18 protein-coding genes are annotated in these 16,586 nt (G+C 59.7%); 10 read left to right on the plus strand and 8 right to left on the minus strand.

Annotated features, from left to right (window positions below; all coding sequences use genetic code 11):
• Nucleotides 1-280 precede the first annotated feature (280 nt).
• Genes aat through Q8L50_RS08915 form a run of 3 tightly spaced genes read left to right on the plus strand, consistent with a single transcriptional unit; the run spans nucleotide 281 to nucleotide 2,697 of the window.
• Complete coding sequence (aat, locus tag Q8L50_RS08905; protein WP_305348317.1) at nucleotides 281-1,054, plus strand: leucyl/phenylalanyl-tRNA--protein transferase; 774 nt, start codon at nucleotides 281-283, stop codon at nucleotides 1,052-1,054.
• Entirely contained in the window at nucleotides 1,051-1,860 is an 810-nt protein-coding gene (locus Q8L50_RS08910; RefSeq protein WP_305348318.1) for an arginyltransferase, read from the plus strand. Before aat ends, Q8L50_RS08910 begins: the two co-directional genes overlap by 4 nt.
• A gap of 45 nt (nucleotides 1,861-1,905) precedes the next feature.
• Nucleotides 1,906-2,697: an IclR family transcriptional regulator gene (locus tag Q8L50_RS08915; protein ID WP_305348319.1), complete on the plus strand. Its 792-nt coding sequence runs from the start codon at nucleotides 1,906-1,908 to the stop codon at nucleotides 2,695-2,697.
• Between the two features lie 88 nt (nucleotides 2,698-2,785).
• On the opposite strand, the gene pbpG is transcribed toward Q8L50_RS08915, so the two are convergent.
• The 6 genes from pbpG to Q8L50_RS08945 all read right to left on the minus strand — a co-directional run bounded on the left by pbpG (nucleotide 2,786) and on the right by Q8L50_RS08945 (nucleotide 10,284).
• Nucleotides 2,786-3,844 carry a D-alanyl-D-alanine endopeptidase gene (gene pbpG, locus Q8L50_RS08920; protein ID WP_305348320.1) on the minus strand — a complete coding sequence of 353 codons (1,059 nt, stop codon included), beginning with the start codon at nucleotides 3,842-3,844 and terminating at the stop codon, nucleotides 2,786-2,788.
• A gap of 195 nt (nucleotides 3,845-4,039) precedes the next feature.
• Complete coding sequence (locus tag Q8L50_RS08925) at nucleotides 4,040-5,578, minus strand: 2-isopropylmalate synthase (RefSeq protein WP_305348321.1); 1,539 nt, start codon at nucleotides 5,576-5,578, stop codon at nucleotides 4,040-4,042.
• A gap of 187 nt (nucleotides 5,579-5,765) precedes the next feature.
• Entirely contained in the window at nucleotides 5,766-6,578 is an 813-nt protein-coding gene (gene pssA / locus Q8L50_RS08930) for a CDP-diacylglycerol--serine O-phosphatidyltransferase (RefSeq protein ID WP_305348322.1), read from the minus strand.
• 174 nt (nucleotides 6,579-6,752) lie between these two features.
• Nucleotides 6,753-7,769, minus strand: coding sequence for a ketol-acid reductoisomerase (gene ilvC, locus Q8L50_RS08935; protein WP_305348323.1), 1,017 nt, complete (start codon nucleotides 7,767-7,769; stop codon nucleotides 6,753-6,755).
• A 138-nt stretch (nucleotides 7,770-7,907) separates the two neighbouring features.
• Nucleotides 7,908-8,399, minus strand: a complete 492-nt coding sequence (gene ilvN, locus Q8L50_RS08940; RefSeq protein ID WP_068832534.1) for an acetolactate synthase small subunit — start codon at nucleotides 8,397-8,399, stop codon at nucleotides 7,908-7,910.
• A gap of 103 nt (nucleotides 8,400-8,502) precedes the next feature.
• Nucleotides 8,503-10,284, minus strand: coding sequence for an acetolactate synthase 3 catalytic subunit (locus tag Q8L50_RS08945; protein ID WP_305348324.1), 1,782 nt, complete (start codon nucleotides 10,282-10,284; stop codon nucleotides 8,503-8,505).
• A gap of 299 nt (nucleotides 10,285-10,583) precedes the next feature.
• On the opposite strand from Q8L50_RS08945, the gene Q8L50_RS08950 reads away from it, so the two are divergent.
• The 6 genes from Q8L50_RS08950 (at nucleotide 10,584) to Q8L50_RS08975 (ending at nucleotide 14,076) form a co-directional block, all read left to right on the plus strand.
• On the plus strand, nucleotides 10,584-11,150 hold the full coding sequence (locus tag Q8L50_RS08950; protein ID WP_305348325.1) for an RNA polymerase sigma factor: 567 nt from the start codon (nucleotides 10,584-10,586) through the stop codon (nucleotides 11,148-11,150).
• On the plus strand, nucleotides 11,147-11,575 hold the full coding sequence (locus tag Q8L50_RS08955) for a DUF3619 family protein (RefSeq protein ID WP_305348326.1): 429 nt from the start codon (nucleotides 11,147-11,149) through the stop codon (nucleotides 11,573-11,575). Before Q8L50_RS08950 ends, Q8L50_RS08955 begins: the two co-directional genes overlap by 4 nt.
• 47 nt (nucleotides 11,576-11,622) lie before the next feature.
• Nucleotides 11,623-12,345 carry a DUF3106 domain-containing protein gene (locus Q8L50_RS08960; RefSeq protein WP_305348327.1) on the plus strand — a complete coding sequence of 241 codons (723 nt, stop codon included), beginning with the start codon at nucleotides 11,623-11,625 and terminating at the stop codon, nucleotides 12,343-12,345.
• Between the two features lie 111 nt (nucleotides 12,346-12,456).
• A complete protein-coding gene (locus Q8L50_RS08965; RefSeq protein WP_305348328.1) occupies nucleotides 12,457-12,978 on the plus strand; it encodes an RDD family protein in 522 nt (173 codons plus the stop codon).
• A 67-nt stretch (nucleotides 12,979-13,045) separates the two neighbouring features.
• A complete protein-coding gene (locus Q8L50_RS08970) occupies nucleotides 13,046-13,492 on the plus strand; it encodes a diacylglycerol kinase (RefSeq protein WP_305348329.1) in 447 nt (148 codons plus the stop codon).
• Entirely contained in the window at nucleotides 13,489-14,076 is a 588-nt protein-coding gene (locus tag Q8L50_RS08975; protein WP_305348330.1) for a TIGR00730 family Rossman fold protein, read from the plus strand. Before Q8L50_RS08970 ends, Q8L50_RS08975 begins: the two co-directional genes overlap by 4 nt.
• A gap of 203 nt (nucleotides 14,077-14,279) precedes the next feature.
• Here the strand turns inward: Q8L50_RS08975 and Q8L50_RS08980 are convergent, their stop codons facing one another.
• Both Q8L50_RS08980 and Q8L50_RS08985 read right to left on the minus strand, forming a co-directional pair.
• Nucleotides 14,280-14,618, minus strand: a complete 339-nt coding sequence (locus Q8L50_RS08980) for a P-II family nitrogen regulator (protein ID WP_305348331.1) — start codon at nucleotides 14,616-14,618, stop codon at nucleotides 14,280-14,282.
• Between the two features lie 25 nt (nucleotides 14,619-14,643).
• Entirely contained in the window at nucleotides 14,644-16,332 is a 1,689-nt protein-coding gene (locus Q8L50_RS08985; RefSeq protein WP_305348332.1) for an NAD+ synthase, read from the minus strand.
• A 26-nt stretch (nucleotides 16,333-16,358) separates the two neighbouring features.
• On the opposite strand from Q8L50_RS08985, the gene Q8L50_RS08990 reads away from it, so the two are divergent.
• A partial coding sequence (locus Q8L50_RS08990) for a peptidogalycan biosysnthesis protein (RefSeq protein WP_305348333.1) occupies nucleotides 16,359-16,586 on the plus strand: 228 nt, incomplete at its 3' end.

Here is a 16,586-nt window from a genome sequence, read left to right on the forward strand (position 1 = left end):
GGGACCCCACAGCGCGAACCGCAGGGCCGCAGTAAGGGTAACACCGGCTCCCTCCTCTACGCAACCCGCCGCAACGGGTAAGATGCCCGCTCCAGCACCAGCATTTTGGTTCGTAGTGTGCCCCAGACGGGGAGCCAAAAATTCAGAAGCCTGGTCGCGACGAGCGCTCAGGCTTTTTGCATGGCGGGTTACCATTTGCGGGTCATGTCCATGGGCCGCCGGCACATGCTGACCATTCTCAGCCCCTGCGCAAGGTCTCACCAACCCGCCACCTCACGCCGTGCGAAAGTCAACCCCTCCACTGCCCTGGCTGGATGCCGACGAAGCCTTTCCCTCCGTGGCAACCGCGTGGGGGGAAGGCGACCCGGCACCTGGCCTGCTGGCGGCGGGCCGCACGCTGGATGTGCCGACCCTGCGGCAAGCGTATGGCCTGGGCATCTTCCCGTGGTTTGGCGCTGGTCAACCCATTTTGTGGTGGAGCCCGAACCCGCGCATGGTGCTGCGCCCACAGGCCTTCAGGCTGCATCGGTCGCTGCGCAAAACCCTGCTGCGTTTCTTCAACACCCCCGGGCACGAGATCCGCTTTGACACGGCGTTCATGGAGGTGATCCACGCTTGCGCATCCACACCGCGTGACGGCCAGCCGGGCACGTGGATAGTGCCCGACATGGTCAGGGCATATACCGCGCTGCACCGCGCGGGCAGCGCGCACAGCGTGGAAACCTGGGTAGCCGGCAAGCTGGTCGGCGGACTCTACTGCGTGAACCTCGGCGGCATGGTGTTTGGTGAGTCAATGTTTGCGCACCAGACCGATGCCTCGAAAATCGCACTGGCAGCACTGGTGGCCTTTTGCCGCGCGAAGGGTGTGACCATGATCGATTGCCAGCAAAACACGCGGCATCTGGCCTCGCTGGGGGCAGCAGAAATACCGCGCGCCGAGTTTGTCGCCCATGTGTCAAGAACCGCTGCGGCACCATCTCCCCAATGGCAATTCGAACGCCTATACTGGAATCAGCTAATGAAGGCCTCCACGCAGAACGACCTGACGACGTGACGCACCTCAAAGACCTGCCCCTGCAGACGCTGCAGTTTTACGCCACAGCGCCTTACCCCTGCAGCTACCTGCCCGGCCGCCAGGCCCGGTCGCAGGTGGCTACCCCCAGTCACCTGATTCACAACGCCGCCTATTCAGACTTGGTGACCAGCGGTTTTCGGCGCAGCGGCATGTTTACCTATCGCCCTTATTGCGACAATTGCAAGGCCTGTGTTCCTTTGCGCGTGCCGGTGGCGGGGTTTCAGCCCGACCGCAGCCAGCGCCGCGCGTGGAAGCGGCATCAGTCCCTGCAGGTGCGTGTGCTCAAGCTCTGCTACATGCCAGAGCACTACGAGCTGTACCTGCGATACCAGAACAGCCGTCATGCCGGTGGCGGCATGGACCATGACAGCATTGACCAGTACACGCAGTTTTTGTTGCAAAGCCGCGTCAACTCACGCCTGGTGGAGTTTCGCGAGACTCTGCCCAACGGCGAGGCCGGTGCGCTGAAAATGGTCTCCATCCTCGACGTGCTGGAAGACGGTGTGTCGGCGGTTTATACCTTTTACGAACCCGATGCACAGGCCAGTTACGGCAACTACAGCGTGTTGTGGCAGATTGAACAAGCCCGTCGGCTGGACCTTCCGCATGTGTACCTGGGTTACTGGATCGCCCAGAGCCCGAAGATGAGCTACAAGGCCAGGTTTTTACCGAACCAGATTTTGCTGGACGGCCAATGGGTGGCCGGTGGGCCATCAACTGAACTACCGAGCACCGAGGAAACTTTTCACGCCTTTGCAACGGGCTACCCGCTCAGCGAGTTTTAGCGGCGGCAGATTTCACCAGCTAAAATCTGGTGTGCAAACCCGCCCATGAAAAAACCCGACCCGCTCTCCCCTCCCGCCAAACCGACCGTACAGGTCATTGAACGCATGTTCACCCTGCTGGAGATTCTGGCCGGGCGCGAAGAAGCAGTTTCGCTCAAGGAAATCAGCGAAAAGTCCGGTTTGCATCCATCCACGGCCCACCGCATTCTCAACGACCTGGCCACGGGCCGTTTTGTGGATAGGCCAGTGGCAGGTAGCTACCGCCTGGGCATGCGGCTGCTGGAGCTGGGAAACCTGGTCAAGGCGCGCCTGAGTGTGCGCGACGCAGCGTTGACCCCCATGCGCGAACTGCACAAACTGACCCAGCAACCGGTCAACCTCAGCATGCGCCAGGGCGATGAGATCATTTACGTGGAGCGCGCCTTCAGCGAGCGCTCTGGCATGCAGGTGGTGCGCGCCATAGGCGGTCGCGCGCCTTTGCATCTGACTTCTGTGGGCAAGTTGTTTCTGGCCTTTGACGACCCTCAGCGCCTGCGCACTTACGCGTCCCGCACTGGCTTGCCCGGGCACACCCGCAACAGCATCACCCAACTGGCGGTGCTTGAACGCGAGCTTTCCAAAGCGCGGCAATATGGCATTGCCCGAGACAACGAAGAACTGGAGCTCGGGGTGCGCTGCATGGCTGCGGGCATTTACGACGACCAGAGCAAGCTGGTGGCCGGCCTGTCGATTTCTGCCCCCGCCGACAGGCTGGACGAAAACTGGCTGCCCAAGCTGCAGTCCACAGCGCGCGAAATTTCAGCAGCTTTGGGTTACCGGCCCGAAAGCTTCAAGTAGAAAACGGCTTTGGCCCTTGCTGAATCTGCTCAATCAGCTATCAAAAAGATAGCGACTCACTGGTAGCAAACGCCGCCAGTTATCCCCTTCAGCCGTTTGAAGGACGCGCGGCAGCGCTGATCTTTGGCAAAGTCACGGGTTGCGACTCGACCCAGCGACGCACACGCTCAGCATCACCCAGCCGGCTCAGCTTGCCCGCCGAATCCAGAAACACCATGATGAGCTTGCGCCCGGCAATTTTGGTCTGCATGACCAGACACTGCCCCGCTTCAGAGATGTAGCCGGTTTTCTGCAGGCCAATGTCCCAGGCCGGGTTTTTCACCAGCCGGTTGGTGTTGTTGTATTGCAGGGTCTGCCGACCAACTTCCACTTGATGGCCGGCCGACGTGGACAACTCGCGCAGGACCGGATCGCCATGCGCTGCATTGACCAGCGTTGCCAGGTCCTGGGCGTTGGACTGGTTTTGACTCGACAGCCCGGTGGGTTCTACATAACGGGTGCCCTTCATGCCGAGTAGTTTCGCCTTGGCATTCATCAGGTTGACAAAGGTGGCCATGCCGCCTGGATAAGTACGCCCCAGCGCATGAGCGGCGCGGTTTTCACTGGACATCAGCGCCAGATGAAGCAGCTCGCCCCGCGAAAGGCTGCTGCCCACACGCAAGCGCGAGCGGCTGCCTTTTTCAGTGTCCACATCGTCCTGTGTGATGGTGATGATTTCATCCATTGGCAAATGGGCGCCACTGATGATCACGCCGGTCATCAACTTGGTCAGGGATGCAATGGGCAACACCGCCTGGTCGTTCTTGCTGAACAGCACTTCCTGCGTGTCCTGATCAATCACCAATGCCACGCTGGATTTGAGATCCAGCGGGTCTTGGGCAGAATGCAAACCAGCGATCTGCCCGAAGGAAGGACGTGCCGGAGCCGGGGCCGCAACAATCACTGGTCTGCGCTTGGATCCCGTGACAAAAGTCACACGCTTGCGCGCATTCACGGGCGTCTTCGAAGACGCTTTGGCTACATGCGATTTTTTGACGACTTTCGGGGGCGCAGCATGGGCCGCCGGACTTATCAACGCTGAGGAAAAAGCAAGAATTCCAAGGACTTGTAAGGTCTGTTTGAAAATCGAATTCAGCGTGATGGGCATTGATTCGTCTCCGGGTGTTGCAGTCAGGGCGATGCTGGAGTGTATACAAATAGAAAAAGTCACGCAATATCAATCGTTTGCGTGACTTTCCTAAACGCAACATTCAAATGATCAGAAATTACCGCATTTCTCGTAAAAAAACCGCAGAAAACCTCTAAGCCATTGAATATAAACAGATTTTCAATCCGACCCCGATCAACCCTGGGCCGCTACCCGGTCAGATTTACTTTGTAACTTGCTCAGCGCACTCAGATAGGCTTTGGCCGAGGCAACAACGATGTCCGGATCGGCACCCACCCCGTTGACAACCCGGCCGCTGTTTTGCAGGCGCACCGTCACTTCTCCCTGGCTTTCCGTCGAACCGCTGATGGCGTTGACTGAATAAAGCACCATCTCTGCACCGCTTTTGACATGTGTTTCGATGGCTTTGAGAGAGGCATCGACAGGGCCGTTGCCGTCTGACGCGCCCGTGACTTCCTTGCCGTCCACAGTGAACACCACTTTCGCCTGTGGCCTTTCACCAGTTTCACTGTGCTGCGACAGGGAGACAAAGCCGTATTGCTCTTTCTCGTGCGTCACGCTCTCGTCGCTGACCAGCGCAAGAATGTCCTCGTCGAAAATTTCACTTTTACCGTCGGCCAGCTCTTTGAAACGCGCAAAAGCTGCGTTTGTCTCGGCTTCACTTTCCATCTGGATGCCCAGATCCTGCAAGCGCTGCTTGAAGGCGTTGCGGCCGCTGAGTTTGCCCAGCACCATCTTGTTGGAGCTCCAGCCCACATCTTCGGCACGCATGATTTCGTAGGTCTCGCGCGCCTTGAGCATGCCGTCCTGGTGGATGCCGGATGCATGGGCAAAGGCGTTGGCGCCCACCACAGCCTTGTTCGGCTGGACCACAAAACCGGTGGTCTGGCTGACCATGCGGCTGGCGGCCACGATGTGCACCGGGTCAATGTTCATCTCCAGGTTGAAATAGTCCTTGCGGGTCCGCACGGCCATGACAATCTCTTCAAGCGAGCAGTTGCCGGCGCGTTCACCCAGGCCGTTGATGGTGCACTCGACCTGGCGTGCGCCGCCAATTTTCACGCCGGCCAGCGAGTTGGCCACGGCCATGCCCAGATCATTGTGGCAATGCACCGACCAGACCGCCTTGTCGCTGTTCGGCACACGCTCACGCAGCGTCTTGATGAAATTTCCATACAACTCTGGCACTGCGTAGCCCACGGTGTCGGGCACATTGATGGTGGTGGCACCTTCGGCAATCACCGCCTCGAGCACGCGGCACAAAAAGTCCACATCGCTGCGGTAACCGTCTTCCGGGCTGAACTCCACATCGGCCACCAGGTTGCGCGCAAAACGCACCGAAAGCTTCGCCTGCTCCAGCACCTGATCCGGCGTCATGCGCAGCTTTTTCTCCATGTGCAGCGCACTGGTGGCGATGAAAGTGTGGATGCGCGCGCTGTTGGCACCCTTGAGCGCTTCGGCTGCGCGGGATATGTCACGGTCATTGGCGCGTGACAACGAGCAGATGGTGGAGTCCTTGATGGCATTGGCAATCGCCTTCACCGCCTCAAAGTCGCCATTGGAGCTGGCAGCAAAACCGGCTTCGATCACATCGACTTTCAGCCGCTCCAGCTGGCGGGCAATACGCAGTTTTTCGTCGCGCGTCATCGAAGCGCCGGGGGACTGCTCGCCATCACGCAAGGTGGTGTCAAAAATGATCAATTTATCTGCCATGCTTTTTCTCCAGAGAGGTCATCTGATACTCAAAAAAAACGCAGCCCAAAACAAAAACGGCCCGCTGCGTTTGCATACGGGCCGTGTGGAATCGCGCGTGCGCTATCGTCTGGGCCCGTGTTGGTCCAGTAGCAATAGTGCAATCGAAATGCGTTTCATGTTTTCAATGTACCACAAAAATTGCCGTCTACTTGTGAAGGCCACGCTCATCCGGCTCGTCGGTAGAGGTCGAGATCACGCTGGTCTGCAGACCCTTGGCCCGGCGCCATACGTAGAGCACGTAGCCAGAAAAGCCATAAATCACAAACAGGCCGAACATCACCGTAGGCGGGTCAATGTTGATCACGGCGATGCCCAGGGCAATCAGCACAATCACAGCAAAAGGAACACTGCGTTTGATGCTGAGGTCCTTGAAGCTGTAGAACGGCACATTGGTCACCATGGTCAGCCCGGCGTACAGCGTCAGGGCAAACATGAACCAGCGCACCTCTTCCCCGCGAACTCCTGCTTCATGCATCAACCAGATGAATCCGGCTACCAGCGCGGCCGCAGCCGGTGAAGGCAGGCCCTGGAAAAAACGTTTGTCCACCACCGCTGTATTCACATTGAAGCGGGCCAGCCGCAGGGCGGCGCAGGCGCAATAGACAAAGGCAGCAATCCAGCCCCAGCGACCCAGGCTTGTCAGCGCCCATATATAGGCAATCAGTGCCGGTGCCGCTCCAAAAGACACCATGTCGGCCAATGAATCCATCTGCTCACCAAAAGCACTTTGCGTGTTGGTCATGCGCGCAACGCGCCCGTCCAGGCTGTCAAGCACCATCGCGGAAAATACGCCAATCGCTGCCTGGTCGAAGCGTCCATTCATGGCCATCACGATGGCGTAAAACCCGCCAAACAGCCCGGCCAGCGTGAGCATGTTGGGCAGGAAGTAGATGCCCTTGCGCCGCTTGCGCGGAACGACTTCTTCCGCGTCAATATCAGGGTCGTGGCCGTCATGCATGGCGGGTACTCCGGGTGTCGGAAAAAATGGCACGCCCAGAGTGCAGCGCAGAGAGTGATTGGGTCATGCCCAGAGGATACCAAACGGTCGCCTCCAGAAATGAAAAAGCCGCGCAGGTGTTTTGCGCGGCTTGACGCTGAAACCCGCCGGGCCTGGTGAGGCCCGGCAGCTTCATCAGTTGCGGGTCTGGTCGACCAGCTTGTTTTTTGCAATCCAGGGCATCATGGCGCGGAGTTTTTCACCCACGACTTCGATCTGGTGCTCGGAATTGAGGCGGCGGCGGCTCAGCAAGGTGGGCGCGCCGGCACGGTTTTCGAGCAGGAAGCTCTTGGCGTATTCGCCGGTCTGGATGTCCTTCAGGCACTTGCGCATGGCTTCTTTCGTGGCCGAGGTCACGATGTTCGGGCCGGTCACGTACTCGCCGTATTCGGCGTTGTTGGAGATCGAGTAGTTCATGTTGGCGATGCCGCCTTCATAAATCAGGTCAACGATCAGTTTGAGCTCGTGCAGGCATTCGAAATAAGCCATTTCAGGCGCGTAGCCGGCTTCCACCAGCGTTTCGAAACCCGCCTTGATCAGCTCAACCGTGCCGCCGCACAGAACGGCCTGCTCGCCGAACAGGTCGGTCTCGGTTTCTTCGCGGAAGTTGGTTTCGATGATGCCGGCCTTGCCGCCGCCGTTGGCCATGGCATAACTCAGCGCCAGGTCACGGGCCTTGCCGCTCTTGTCCTGGTGCACCGCCACCAGATGCGGCACGCCGCCGCCCTGGGTATAGGTGTTGCGCACGGTGTGGCCGGGCGCCTTGGGCGCGACCATCCAGACGTCGAGGTCAGCGCGCGGGATCACGGCACCATAATGCACGTTGAAACCGTGGGCAAACACCAGCGAGGCGCCCTGCTTGATGTTGGGGGCAACGTCGTTGGCATAGACCGAACCGATTTGCTCATCTGGCAGCAAAATCATCACGACATCGGCCGATTTGACGGCATCAGCGACTTCGGCGACCTTCAGGCCGGCTTTTTCGACCTTGGGCCACGATGCGCCGCCCTTGCGCAGTCCCACCACAACCTTGATACCGCTGTCGTTCAGGTTTTGCGCGTGGGCATGGCCCTGGCTGCCGTAACCGATGATGGCGACGGTTTTGCCCTTGATCAGGCTCAGGTCGCAGTCTTTGTCGTAATAAACTTTCATTTCTCTCTCCGTAGATATCGTTGATGCTTCTGGCGAAAATGCCCCTCGACAGGCTCAGGGCGAACGGTAATCACACATCGCCACTTCCCGTCCGTTCGCGCCCCGCCTGTCGAAAACGCGCGCACGGACAACCAAAAATCAGACCCTGAGAATCCTCTCGCCGCGGCCAATGCCGCTGGAGCCGGTGCGCACGGTTTCCAGAATCGCGCTGCGGTCAATCGCTTCCAGAAAGGCGTCGTTTTTGGACTGGTCGCCGGTCAGCTCGATGGTGTAACTTTTTTCGGTCACGTCGATGATCCGCCCGCGGAATATATCAGCCATGCGTTTCATTTCCTCGCGCTCTTTGCCAACGGCACGAACCTTGACCATCATGAGCTCGCGCTCGGTGTAAGCCCCTTCGGTCAGGTCCACGACCTTGACCACTTCGATCAGCCGGTTCAGGTGTTTGGTGATCTGCTCAATCACGTCGTCCGAGCCGGTGGTCTGGATGGTCATGCGCGACAGGCTGGCATCCTCGGTCGGCGCCACGGTCAGGCTTTCGATGTTGTAACCGCGCGCAGAGAACAGGCCGACTACGCGGGAAAGGGCGCCCGGCTCGTTTTCGAGCAGAACAGCAATGATGTGTTTCATGGAAAGATTCCTCTTTTCGCTGCCCTCCCCCGCGCACGGTAATGCGCGGGCTCGGCAAACAATAGATTCGTCAGGTGACGGTTGAAAAAATGGCGTGTATCGCTTACAGGTCCTCAGACCCGAGCAGCATTTCGGTGATGCCCTTGCCGGCCTTGACCATCGGGAACACGTTCTCGGTGGGGTCGGTGCGGAAGTCCATGAACACAGTGCGGTCCTTGAGCTTGCGGGCTTCGCGCAGGGCGGGCTCCACATCCTGCGGTTTTTCGATCAGCATGCCAACGTGCCCATAAGCTTCAGCCAGCTTCACAAAATTGGGCAGCGCGTCCATGTAGCTGCTGCTGTAGCGGCCTTCGTAGTCAATTTCCTGCCACTGGCGCACCATGCCCAGGTAGCGGTTGTTCAACGAGACGATCTTGATCGGCGTGTTGTACTGCAGGCAGGTTGACAGCTCCTGGATGCACATCTGCACAGAACCTTCGCCAGTGACGCAATACACCTCGCTGTCAGGCTTGGCCAGCTTGATACCCATCGCGTAGGGAATACCAACACCCATGGTGCCAAGACCGCCCGAGTTGATCCAGCGGCGCGGCTCGTCAAAACGGTAATACTGTGCCGCCCACATCTGGTGCTGGCCAACGTCCGACGTGATGTAGGTGTCCACGTCCTTGGTCATGTTCCACAGCGTTTCCACCACGTACTGCGGCTTGATCACGTCGCCCGTGCCCATGCTGTACTTGAGACAGTCGCGCTTGCGCCAGTCTTCAATCGTTTCCCACCAGCTGCCCAGCGCGTTGCCGTCGGGCTTGAGGCCAGACTCCTTGATCATCGCGATCAGCTCGGTCAAAACGTCCTTGACGTCACCAACAATGGGAATATCCACCTTGACACGTTTGGAGATGCTCGAAGGGTCGATGTCGATGTGGATGATCTTGCGTTCGTTCTGCGCAAAGTGTTTCGGGTTGCCGATCACGCGGTCGTCAAAACGCGCGCCGACAGCCAGCAGCACATCGCAATTCTGCATCGCGTTGTTGGCTTCAATCGTGCCGTGCATGCCCAGCATGCCGAGGAACTTCTTGTCGCTGGCCGGGTAGGCGCCCAGCCCCATCAGCGTGTTGGTGCAGGGGTAACCCAGCATGTCGACCAGGGTGCGTAACTCCTGCGAGGCATTGCTAAGCAAAACGCCGCCACCGGTGTAGATGTAGGGCCGCTTGGCCGCCATCAGCAATTGCAGGGCCTTGCGGATCTGTCCGCCGTGGCCCTTGCGCACCGGGTTGTAAGAGCGCATTTCCACCTTGTCCGGGTAACCGGTGTAAGGCGTCTTGTTGAACGATACGTCCTTGGGAATGTCCACCACCACCGGGCCAGGCCGGCCACTGCGGGCAATGTGAAAGGCCTTCTTCATCGTCTCCGCCATCTGGCGCACGTCCTTGACGAGGAAGTTGTGCTTGACGATGGGGCGCGTGATGCCGACCGTGTCGCACTCCTGAAAGGCGTCCAGACCAATCGCGGCCACAGGCACCTGCCCGGTGATGATCACCATGGGGATGCTGTCCATATAAGCCGTCGCGATGCCGGTGACGGCATTGGTCACGCCCGGGCCAGACGTCACCAGCGCAACGCCAACCTCACCAGTGGCACGGGCATAACCGTCGGCAGCATGGACGGCCGCCTGCTCATGGCGCACCAGGACGTGTTGAATCGTGTCCTGCTTGTAGAAGGCGTCGTAGATGTGAAGGACGGCACCGCCGGGATAACCCCAGACGTGTTTGACGCCTTCGGCCTGCAGTGCCTTGATCAGGATCTCTGCGCCACGAAGCTCTTGAGAATTTGAATGGGCGGACGCCGCCGCTGCTGCCGAAGCGATTTCGGCTTTGTTGATTTCCATGATGAACCTTTGTGAATTTCTCTAACGAAATACCTTGGGTGCCTCTTCACCTACTCTTGTGGAGCGGCGTCGAGACTTGAGGCCAAAACCATGAGCGGACACATAATCCGCCGAGTCATGACCCGTTTGCTGTTTGAATTGCAACTCGTATTATGTCACCGACCGACGCAGCGTGACCCAAGCCCCAAAAAAAATGGGCCCGCCTGGCGCTTGATGCGATAATTTTGCAGCTCGCGAAGCGCATTTTTGCGGCTCGGGCACAACAATGACAACGCCGGGACAAATCGGGACTCAATCCGTTGGCAACTGAACAAGAACTTTCCGATTTCCTGAAAAACGTCGAGAAACGCGCCTTCAAGCGCAGCGTGTACCACGTCAGGGATGATGAGGCGGCGCTCGACATCGTCCAGGACAGCATGATGAAGCTGGCCCAGCACTATGGCGACAAGCCGGCGGCCGAGTTGCCCATGCTGTTCCAGCGCATTTTGTCCAATACCACGCTGGACTGGTTCCGCCGCCGCAAGACGCGCAACGCCCTGTTTTCGAACATGAGCGACTTTGAATCTGCTGGCGAGGACGGAGATTTCGATTTGCTTGAAACTTTAGAGAGCTCCACCAACTCTGAAGGTACTGAAAGCGCCCAGGACGCCACCGAACGGGCACAAATCCTGCACCAGATCGAGACCGAAATCAAAGAGCTCCCGGGCCGTCAACGAGAAGCCTTTCTGATGCGTTACTGGGAGGAGATGGATGTGGCCGAAACTGCTGCCGCCATGGGCTGCTCTGAAGGAAGCGTCAAAACGCATTGTTCACGAGCGGTTCACGCACTCAGCAAGGCTTTGGCTGCCAAGGGAATAAAACTATGACTCACTCACCGCAAAATCGTACCAACATTCTGCAAGACCGTTACGGCCTGAAAACCGCCTCTTACCTCTCGGCCGGCACCGCCAACCTGCCCTACGACATTGCCGAACGGCTACGCGCAGCGCGGGTTCAGGCCGTCGCCGTGCGCAAAGTGGCGCGTATGCACACCGCAACAGCGACTGCTGGCCAGGGCGAGGGCTCTGTCTTGAGCTGGGGCTCGGACGAAGGGTTCAGCCTCTGGAACCGGATCGGCTCTGTTCTCCCCCTGATCGTCCTGGTGGCAGGTTTGCTGACCATCAACTCCCTGCAAACCGACCGTTTTGTCCAGGAACTGGCCGAGGTCGATTCCGCCTTGCTGACCGACGATCTTCCGCCTGCCGCCTTCTCCGACCCCGGATTTGTGCAATTTCTCAAAGCCAATCTCTAAAATTCAGCTTGCGGCTGACCTGCCACAAGTAACGAGCCACCCCAGCCATGACTGCACGCTTCACCCGCCGTTCTGTGCGTACGCTGCGCCTTGACCCCTACGCGCAGCGCGGCCTGGTGATATGGCTGGCGGCGCTGGGACTTTCAGGCGCGCTGGCCGTAACGGCGGCAGCGCAAACCCCACCGACCGACCCAGCCCTTGCGCCCAGGGCCACTGCGCCAGCCGGCAAAACACCGATGACCCCGTCTGTCGGGGGTCCGGGCTGGACAGAATTAAGCGTGGCAGAGCGGGACATCCTTCAGCCCCTGGCCTCAAGCTGGAACGCACTGACCCCGGGTCACAAGAGCAAATGGCGTCAAATGGCCAAAAGTTACCCGTCTTTGCCAACCGAAGAGCAGGTCAAAATGCAGGGCCGCATGAAGGAATGGGTCACCTTGAGCCCCCAGCAACGCAACCAGGCACGGCTGAACTTTGCCAAAACCAAAGAATTGTCGAAAGAGCTGACGGCGGAAGAAAAACAGGCAAAGTGGCAGGCTTACCAGGCACTCAGCGATGAAGAAAAACGCAAACTTGCAGCCAAGGCCCCGCCCAAACCGGCAGGCGCTGCCGCCACGGTCAAACCGGTCGCCCCGCAGAAACTCGCTACCGTGCCTTCGCTCGCGGACAAGCCCAAGGTAAGACCAGCGCCTAAAATGGCTGAATCCCAGCCTGCCCCTGCTGGCACTAGCCCGGTCACCGCGCCCGACGCCACGCCCGCGCGCAGCCCCTGACGTGGCCGACCGGGATCGGGGCTGACAACGCAGCGCAGGGGCTTGCCCTGCGAAACACGCATGACCGGCCGCCCTGGTTCCGACTAACCCGACTACCTTGATGCAAAAAAATTGACGAGCATTGACGCCCCCTCTCTTCAGACTCCCTCCCTGCGCAGGCGCATGGCCTGCTGGGTGTACGAGGGCATGCTGATGTTCGGCGTGGTCTTTATCGCCGACTACCTGTTCAGCACCCTGAGCCAGACGCGCAACGCCATGGACAACCGCAACGCGCAGCAGGCGTTTTTGTTCGTCATTTTTGGCATCTACTTTGTCTGGTTCTGGGCCAAGGGCCAGACGCTGGCCATGAAAACCTGGAACATCCGCCTGACCGATCTGCACGGCCGACAGGTCAGCCAAAGGCGCGCTTTTGCGCGCTACACCCTGAGCTGGCTCTGGTTTTTACCGCCGCTGGCGGCAAGCTGGCTGATTGGCCTGGACGTGCGCCAGGCCTTGGTGCTGGCCGGTGGCTGGATTGTGATCTGGGCCATCCTGTCGCGCTTTCACCCGGACGGGCAGTTCTGGCATGACGCGCTGGCCGGCACCAGGCTGGTTACCAGCCTGCCACCGGGTGTGCGCGCCACTGCGGCTTGACGATGCGGGCCGCGTTGCCATGAAAACGTCACATCAAACTGCCACAGAGCTGCGCGAGAATCAGGCGATGCCCCAACACCTTGCATCCCCCCCGATCTCGCAACTCCCAGCCCAGCCCCTGGCATCGCCAGACTCCCCCGTCAACCCGCAAAAAGACCGCAAGGGCCTGAACCGCGTCTGGCACGCGCTGGGTTACTCGGTGGCGGGCTTGCGTGCTGGCTGGCATGAAACCGCTTTCCGGCAAGAAGCTGTGGCTTCTGTGGTGTTGATCCCCGCCGCCTTCTGGCTCAGCCGCAGCTGGGTTGAGGCGGCGCTGCTGGCAGGTTCCGTCATTCTGGTGATGATTGTCGAGCTGCTCAACACCGGCATTGAAACGGCCATAGACCGCATCGGCCCCGAATGGCACGACCTGTCCAAACGCGCCAAAGACATGGGCAGCGCCGCCGTGCTGCTGAGCCTGCTGATCTGTGCCGGGATCTGGGCCATGGCTCTGTTTCACAGGTTTCTGGCATGAGCCCTGCCTTTTCACTGTGTGTTTATTGTGGCTCACGGCCCGGCACAGACGCCGCGTTTGGCGAAACTGCACGCCAGGTCGGTCAGTGGATTGGCGCCCACGGCGGGCAGCTGGTGTATGGCGGTGGCCGCAACGGATTGATGGGCATCGTCGCCGATGCCACGCTGGCCGCAGGTGGCCGGGTGGTTGGTGTCATCCCCAAAGCACTGGTTGAGAAAGAATGGGCACACACCGGTTGCACCGAGTTGCACATTGTGGACACCATGCACGAGCGCAAACGCATCATGGCCGAACACGCCGACGCTTTTTTATCGCTGCCCGGCGGCATAGGCACGCTGGAAGAGTTTTTTGAGGTCTGGACCTGGCGCCAGCTCGGCTACCACGCCAAGCCGGTGGGCCTGCTCAACCTGAACGGTTATTACGACCATCTGCTGGCTTTTTTGCACACGTCAGTGCAAAACGGTTTCATGAGCGACTGGCAGATGGAACTGGTCCATGTCGGTGCACAGCCGCTGGCTTTGCTGGAGCAACTGGTGCAGGTCGCGGGCATGGCGCCCGAAGGCGTGCGCCTGGACCAAATTTAACGCATCGCCTCGGTCAGGATTCTTTTCCAGCCGGGGCCGCGGGTCCGGCTTCGCCGGCCCGCAGGCGCAGCGGCCCCCTCGGGGCTGGAGCCTGCGGCTCCAAACCTGCTTGAGCAGGTTTGGACAGGCATCAGAAGCGAAGCCTATGGCGAGCGACGGCCTGCAAGGTGCAGCGCATTACACGAAGTGAAAAGCGTGGGGGCTCAAACAGCTGCTTCGTCTTCCTCGCCGGTGCGGATACGTACCACACGCTCGACACTGGTGATGAAAATCTTGCCGTCGCCGATCTTGCCGGTGCGCGCGGCCCGCACGATGGCGTCCACACAGCGGTCCACGTCGTCGGTTTTCTCCACCACTTCAACCTTGACCATGGGCAGAAAGTCCACGACATATTCAGCACCACGGTAAAGCTCGGTATGGCCCTTCTGGCGACCAAAACCCTTGACCTCGGTGACCGTCAGGCCAGTCACGCCACATTCGGCCAGCGCTTCACGGACTTCTTCGAGTTTGAAGGGTTTGAGGATGGCGGTAATCTGTTTCACTGAATATCTCCGTTGGGTTTTTTGATCAGGCGCGAAATTTGTTGGTGACAGGATAGCGCCAATCCTTGCCGAAACTTCGGTGGCTAACCCGAATGCCTATGGGCGCCTGGCGCCGCTTGTACTCGTTGATACGGATCAGCCGGGTCACACGTTCAACCACGGCCCGCTCAAAACCGGCGGCAATGATGCCGTCAATGCTTTCATCGTTTTCCATGTAGCGCTGCAAAATCGCGTCCAACACCTCGTAAGGCGGCAGGCTGTCCTGGTCGGTCTGGTCGGCGCGAAGCTCGGCACTCGGCGGGCGGGTGATGATGCGCACAGGAATCGGGTTACGGCCGGTGCCATAGGGGTCGTTCTCATTGCGCCACTGGGCCAGCCGGAACACCGTGGTCTTGAGCAAATCCTTGATGACGGCAAAACCCCCGGCCATGTCGCCGTACAAGGTGCAATAACCGGTCGCCATCTCGCTTTTGTTGCCGGTGGTCAGCACGATAGAGCCAAACTTGTTGGACAGCGCCATCAAAAACACGCCGCGAATCCGCGCCTGGATGTTTTCCTCGGTCGTGTCCTCTGGCAGGCCCTTGAACTCGCTGGCCAATGAGGCTTTGAAGGCTTCGAACTCCGGAACAATCGAAATCTCGTCGTAACGCACCTGCATACGCGCCGCCATGTCACGGGCGTCTATCCACGAGATATCGGCGGTGTAGGGCGAAGGCATCATCACCGTGCGCACCTTGTCGGCGCCCAGCGCGTCGACCGCAATCGCCAGCACCAGCGCCGAGTCAATGCCGCCCGACAGCCCCAGAATGGCGCCGGGAAAGCCGTTTTTACCCAGGTAATCGCGCACGCCCAGCACCAGCGCGTCCCACAGATCAGCCTCGGCGCTGCGAACCGGCACGGTATCAGCTATCAATTTGATAGCTGCTGGCGCACGTTCCGCATGGGCTACAAACAGATTTTCCTTGAAGCTTTCAGCCCGCCCGGCAAGGGCGCCATCCGCTTGCAAGGCGAATGAGTGGCCTTCAAACACAATCTCGTCCTGCCCGCCCACCAGATGCGCATACACCATGGGCAAGCCGGTAGCCAGCACGCGCTGGCGCATCATCTGTTCACGCTCGCCGCCCTTGCCCACATGGAAGGGGGAGGCATTGATGACCGCCAGCATCTCGGCGCCCGCCTCTTTGGCCAGCCGCGCCGGCTCTTCAAACCAGGCATCCTCACAGATCAGCAGACCGATGCGAACCGCGTCGGCGCCTTCGCCGGCCTCGAAAACACACACGCCCTGCCCCGGCGTGAAGTAACGTCGCTCGTCAAACACCTGGTAATTGGGCAGCTCGCGCTTGGCGTATGTGGCAATCACCGCGCCCTCCCTCAGCACGCGCGCGGCGTTGTGCCGCTGCTGCACCTCGACGCTCTTGGTACGCAGGCCCTTGCCACTGTCGCCATGGGTGGGCGTGCCCACCACCACCGTCAGGCCTTTTAACCCGGCGAGTTCATGGGCGATGTGATTCACGGCATCATCACAGGCGGCAATGAAGGAGCGGCGCAAAAACAGGTCTTCGGCGGCATAACCGCAAATGGCCATCTCGGGCGTGAGCAGCAGGCGCACGCCATCGGCATAGGCCGCGCGCGCCGCGTCAATGATTTTTTGCGCGTTGCCCGGCATGTCGCCAACGCAGTAGTTCAATTGGGCAACGCAGATCTTGAGAGTCATGGAAAAAGAAGAAAACGGTGGGTGCTGTGGCTGAAAACGATTATGTCATCCGTGTGCTGGACGCGCCGGGGCTGGTCGACGGCGCCGCCTGGAATGCCCTGCTGGCGCTGCAGGACCCGGATGACGGTCTGAACCCCTTCATGCGCCACGAGTACCTCTGCGCCATGCATGAAAGCGGCAGCGCCACACCGGCCACCGGCTGGACCCCGCGTTTCATCACCCTGTGGCACGGCGACGAACTGGCCAGCGCCTGC

This window comes from Polaromonas sp. (assembly GCF_030680935.1).
Classification (GTDB): Bacteria; Pseudomonadota; Gammaproteobacteria; order Burkholderiales; family Burkholderiaceae_C; genus Polaromonas.

What these genes read in the sequence shown, in the direction of transcription:
- Q8L50_RS08915 (WP_305348319.1), top strand. Translation starts at nt 1,906, where the DNA reads ATGAAAAAACCCGACCCGCTCTCCCCTCCCGCCAAACCGACCGTACAG.
- pbpG (WP_305348320.1), bottom strand. Translation starts at nt 3,844, where the DNA reads ATGCCCATCACGCTGAATTCGATTTTCAAACAGACCTTACAAGTCCTT.
- Q8L50_RS08985 (WP_305348332.1), bottom strand. Translation starts at nt 16,332, where the DNA reads ATGACTCTCAAGATCTGCGTTGCCCAATTGAACTACTGCGTTGGCGAC.
- Q8L50_RS08955 (WP_305348326.1), top strand. Translation starts at nt 11,147, where the DNA reads ATGACTCACTCACCGCAAAATCGTACCAACATTCTGCAAGACCGTTAC.
- Q8L50_RS08945 (WP_305348324.1), bottom strand. Translation starts at nt 10,284, where the DNA reads ATGGAAATCAACAAAGCCGAAATCGCTTCGGCAGCAGCGGCGGCGTCC.
- pssA (WP_305348322.1), bottom strand. Translation starts at nt 6,578, where the DNA reads ATGCATGACGGCCACGACCCTGATATTGACGCGGAAGAAGTCGTTCCG.
- Q8L50_RS08925 (WP_305348321.1), bottom strand. Translation starts at nt 5,578, where the DNA reads ATGGCAGATAAATTGATCATTTTTGACACCACCTTGCGTGATGGCGAG.
- Q8L50_RS08960 (WP_305348327.1), top strand. Translation starts at nt 11,623, where the DNA reads ATGACTGCACGCTTCACCCGCCGTTCTGTGCGTACGCTGCGCCTTGAC.
- ilvN (WP_068832534.1), bottom strand. Translation starts at nt 8,399, where the DNA reads ATGAAACACATCATTGCTGTTCTGCTCGAAAACGAGCCGGGCGCCCTT.
- Q8L50_RS08970 (WP_305348329.1), top strand. Translation starts at nt 13,046, where the DNA reads ATGCCCCAACACCTTGCATCCCCCCCGATCTCGCAACTCCCAGCCCAG.
- ilvC (WP_305348323.1), bottom strand. Translation starts at nt 7,769, where the DNA reads ATGAAAGTTTATTACGACAAAGACTGCGACCTGAGCCTGATCAAGGGC.
- Q8L50_RS08975 (WP_305348330.1), top strand. Translation starts at nt 13,489, where the DNA reads ATGAGCCCTGCCTTTTCACTGTGTGTTTATTGTGGCTCACGGCCCGGC.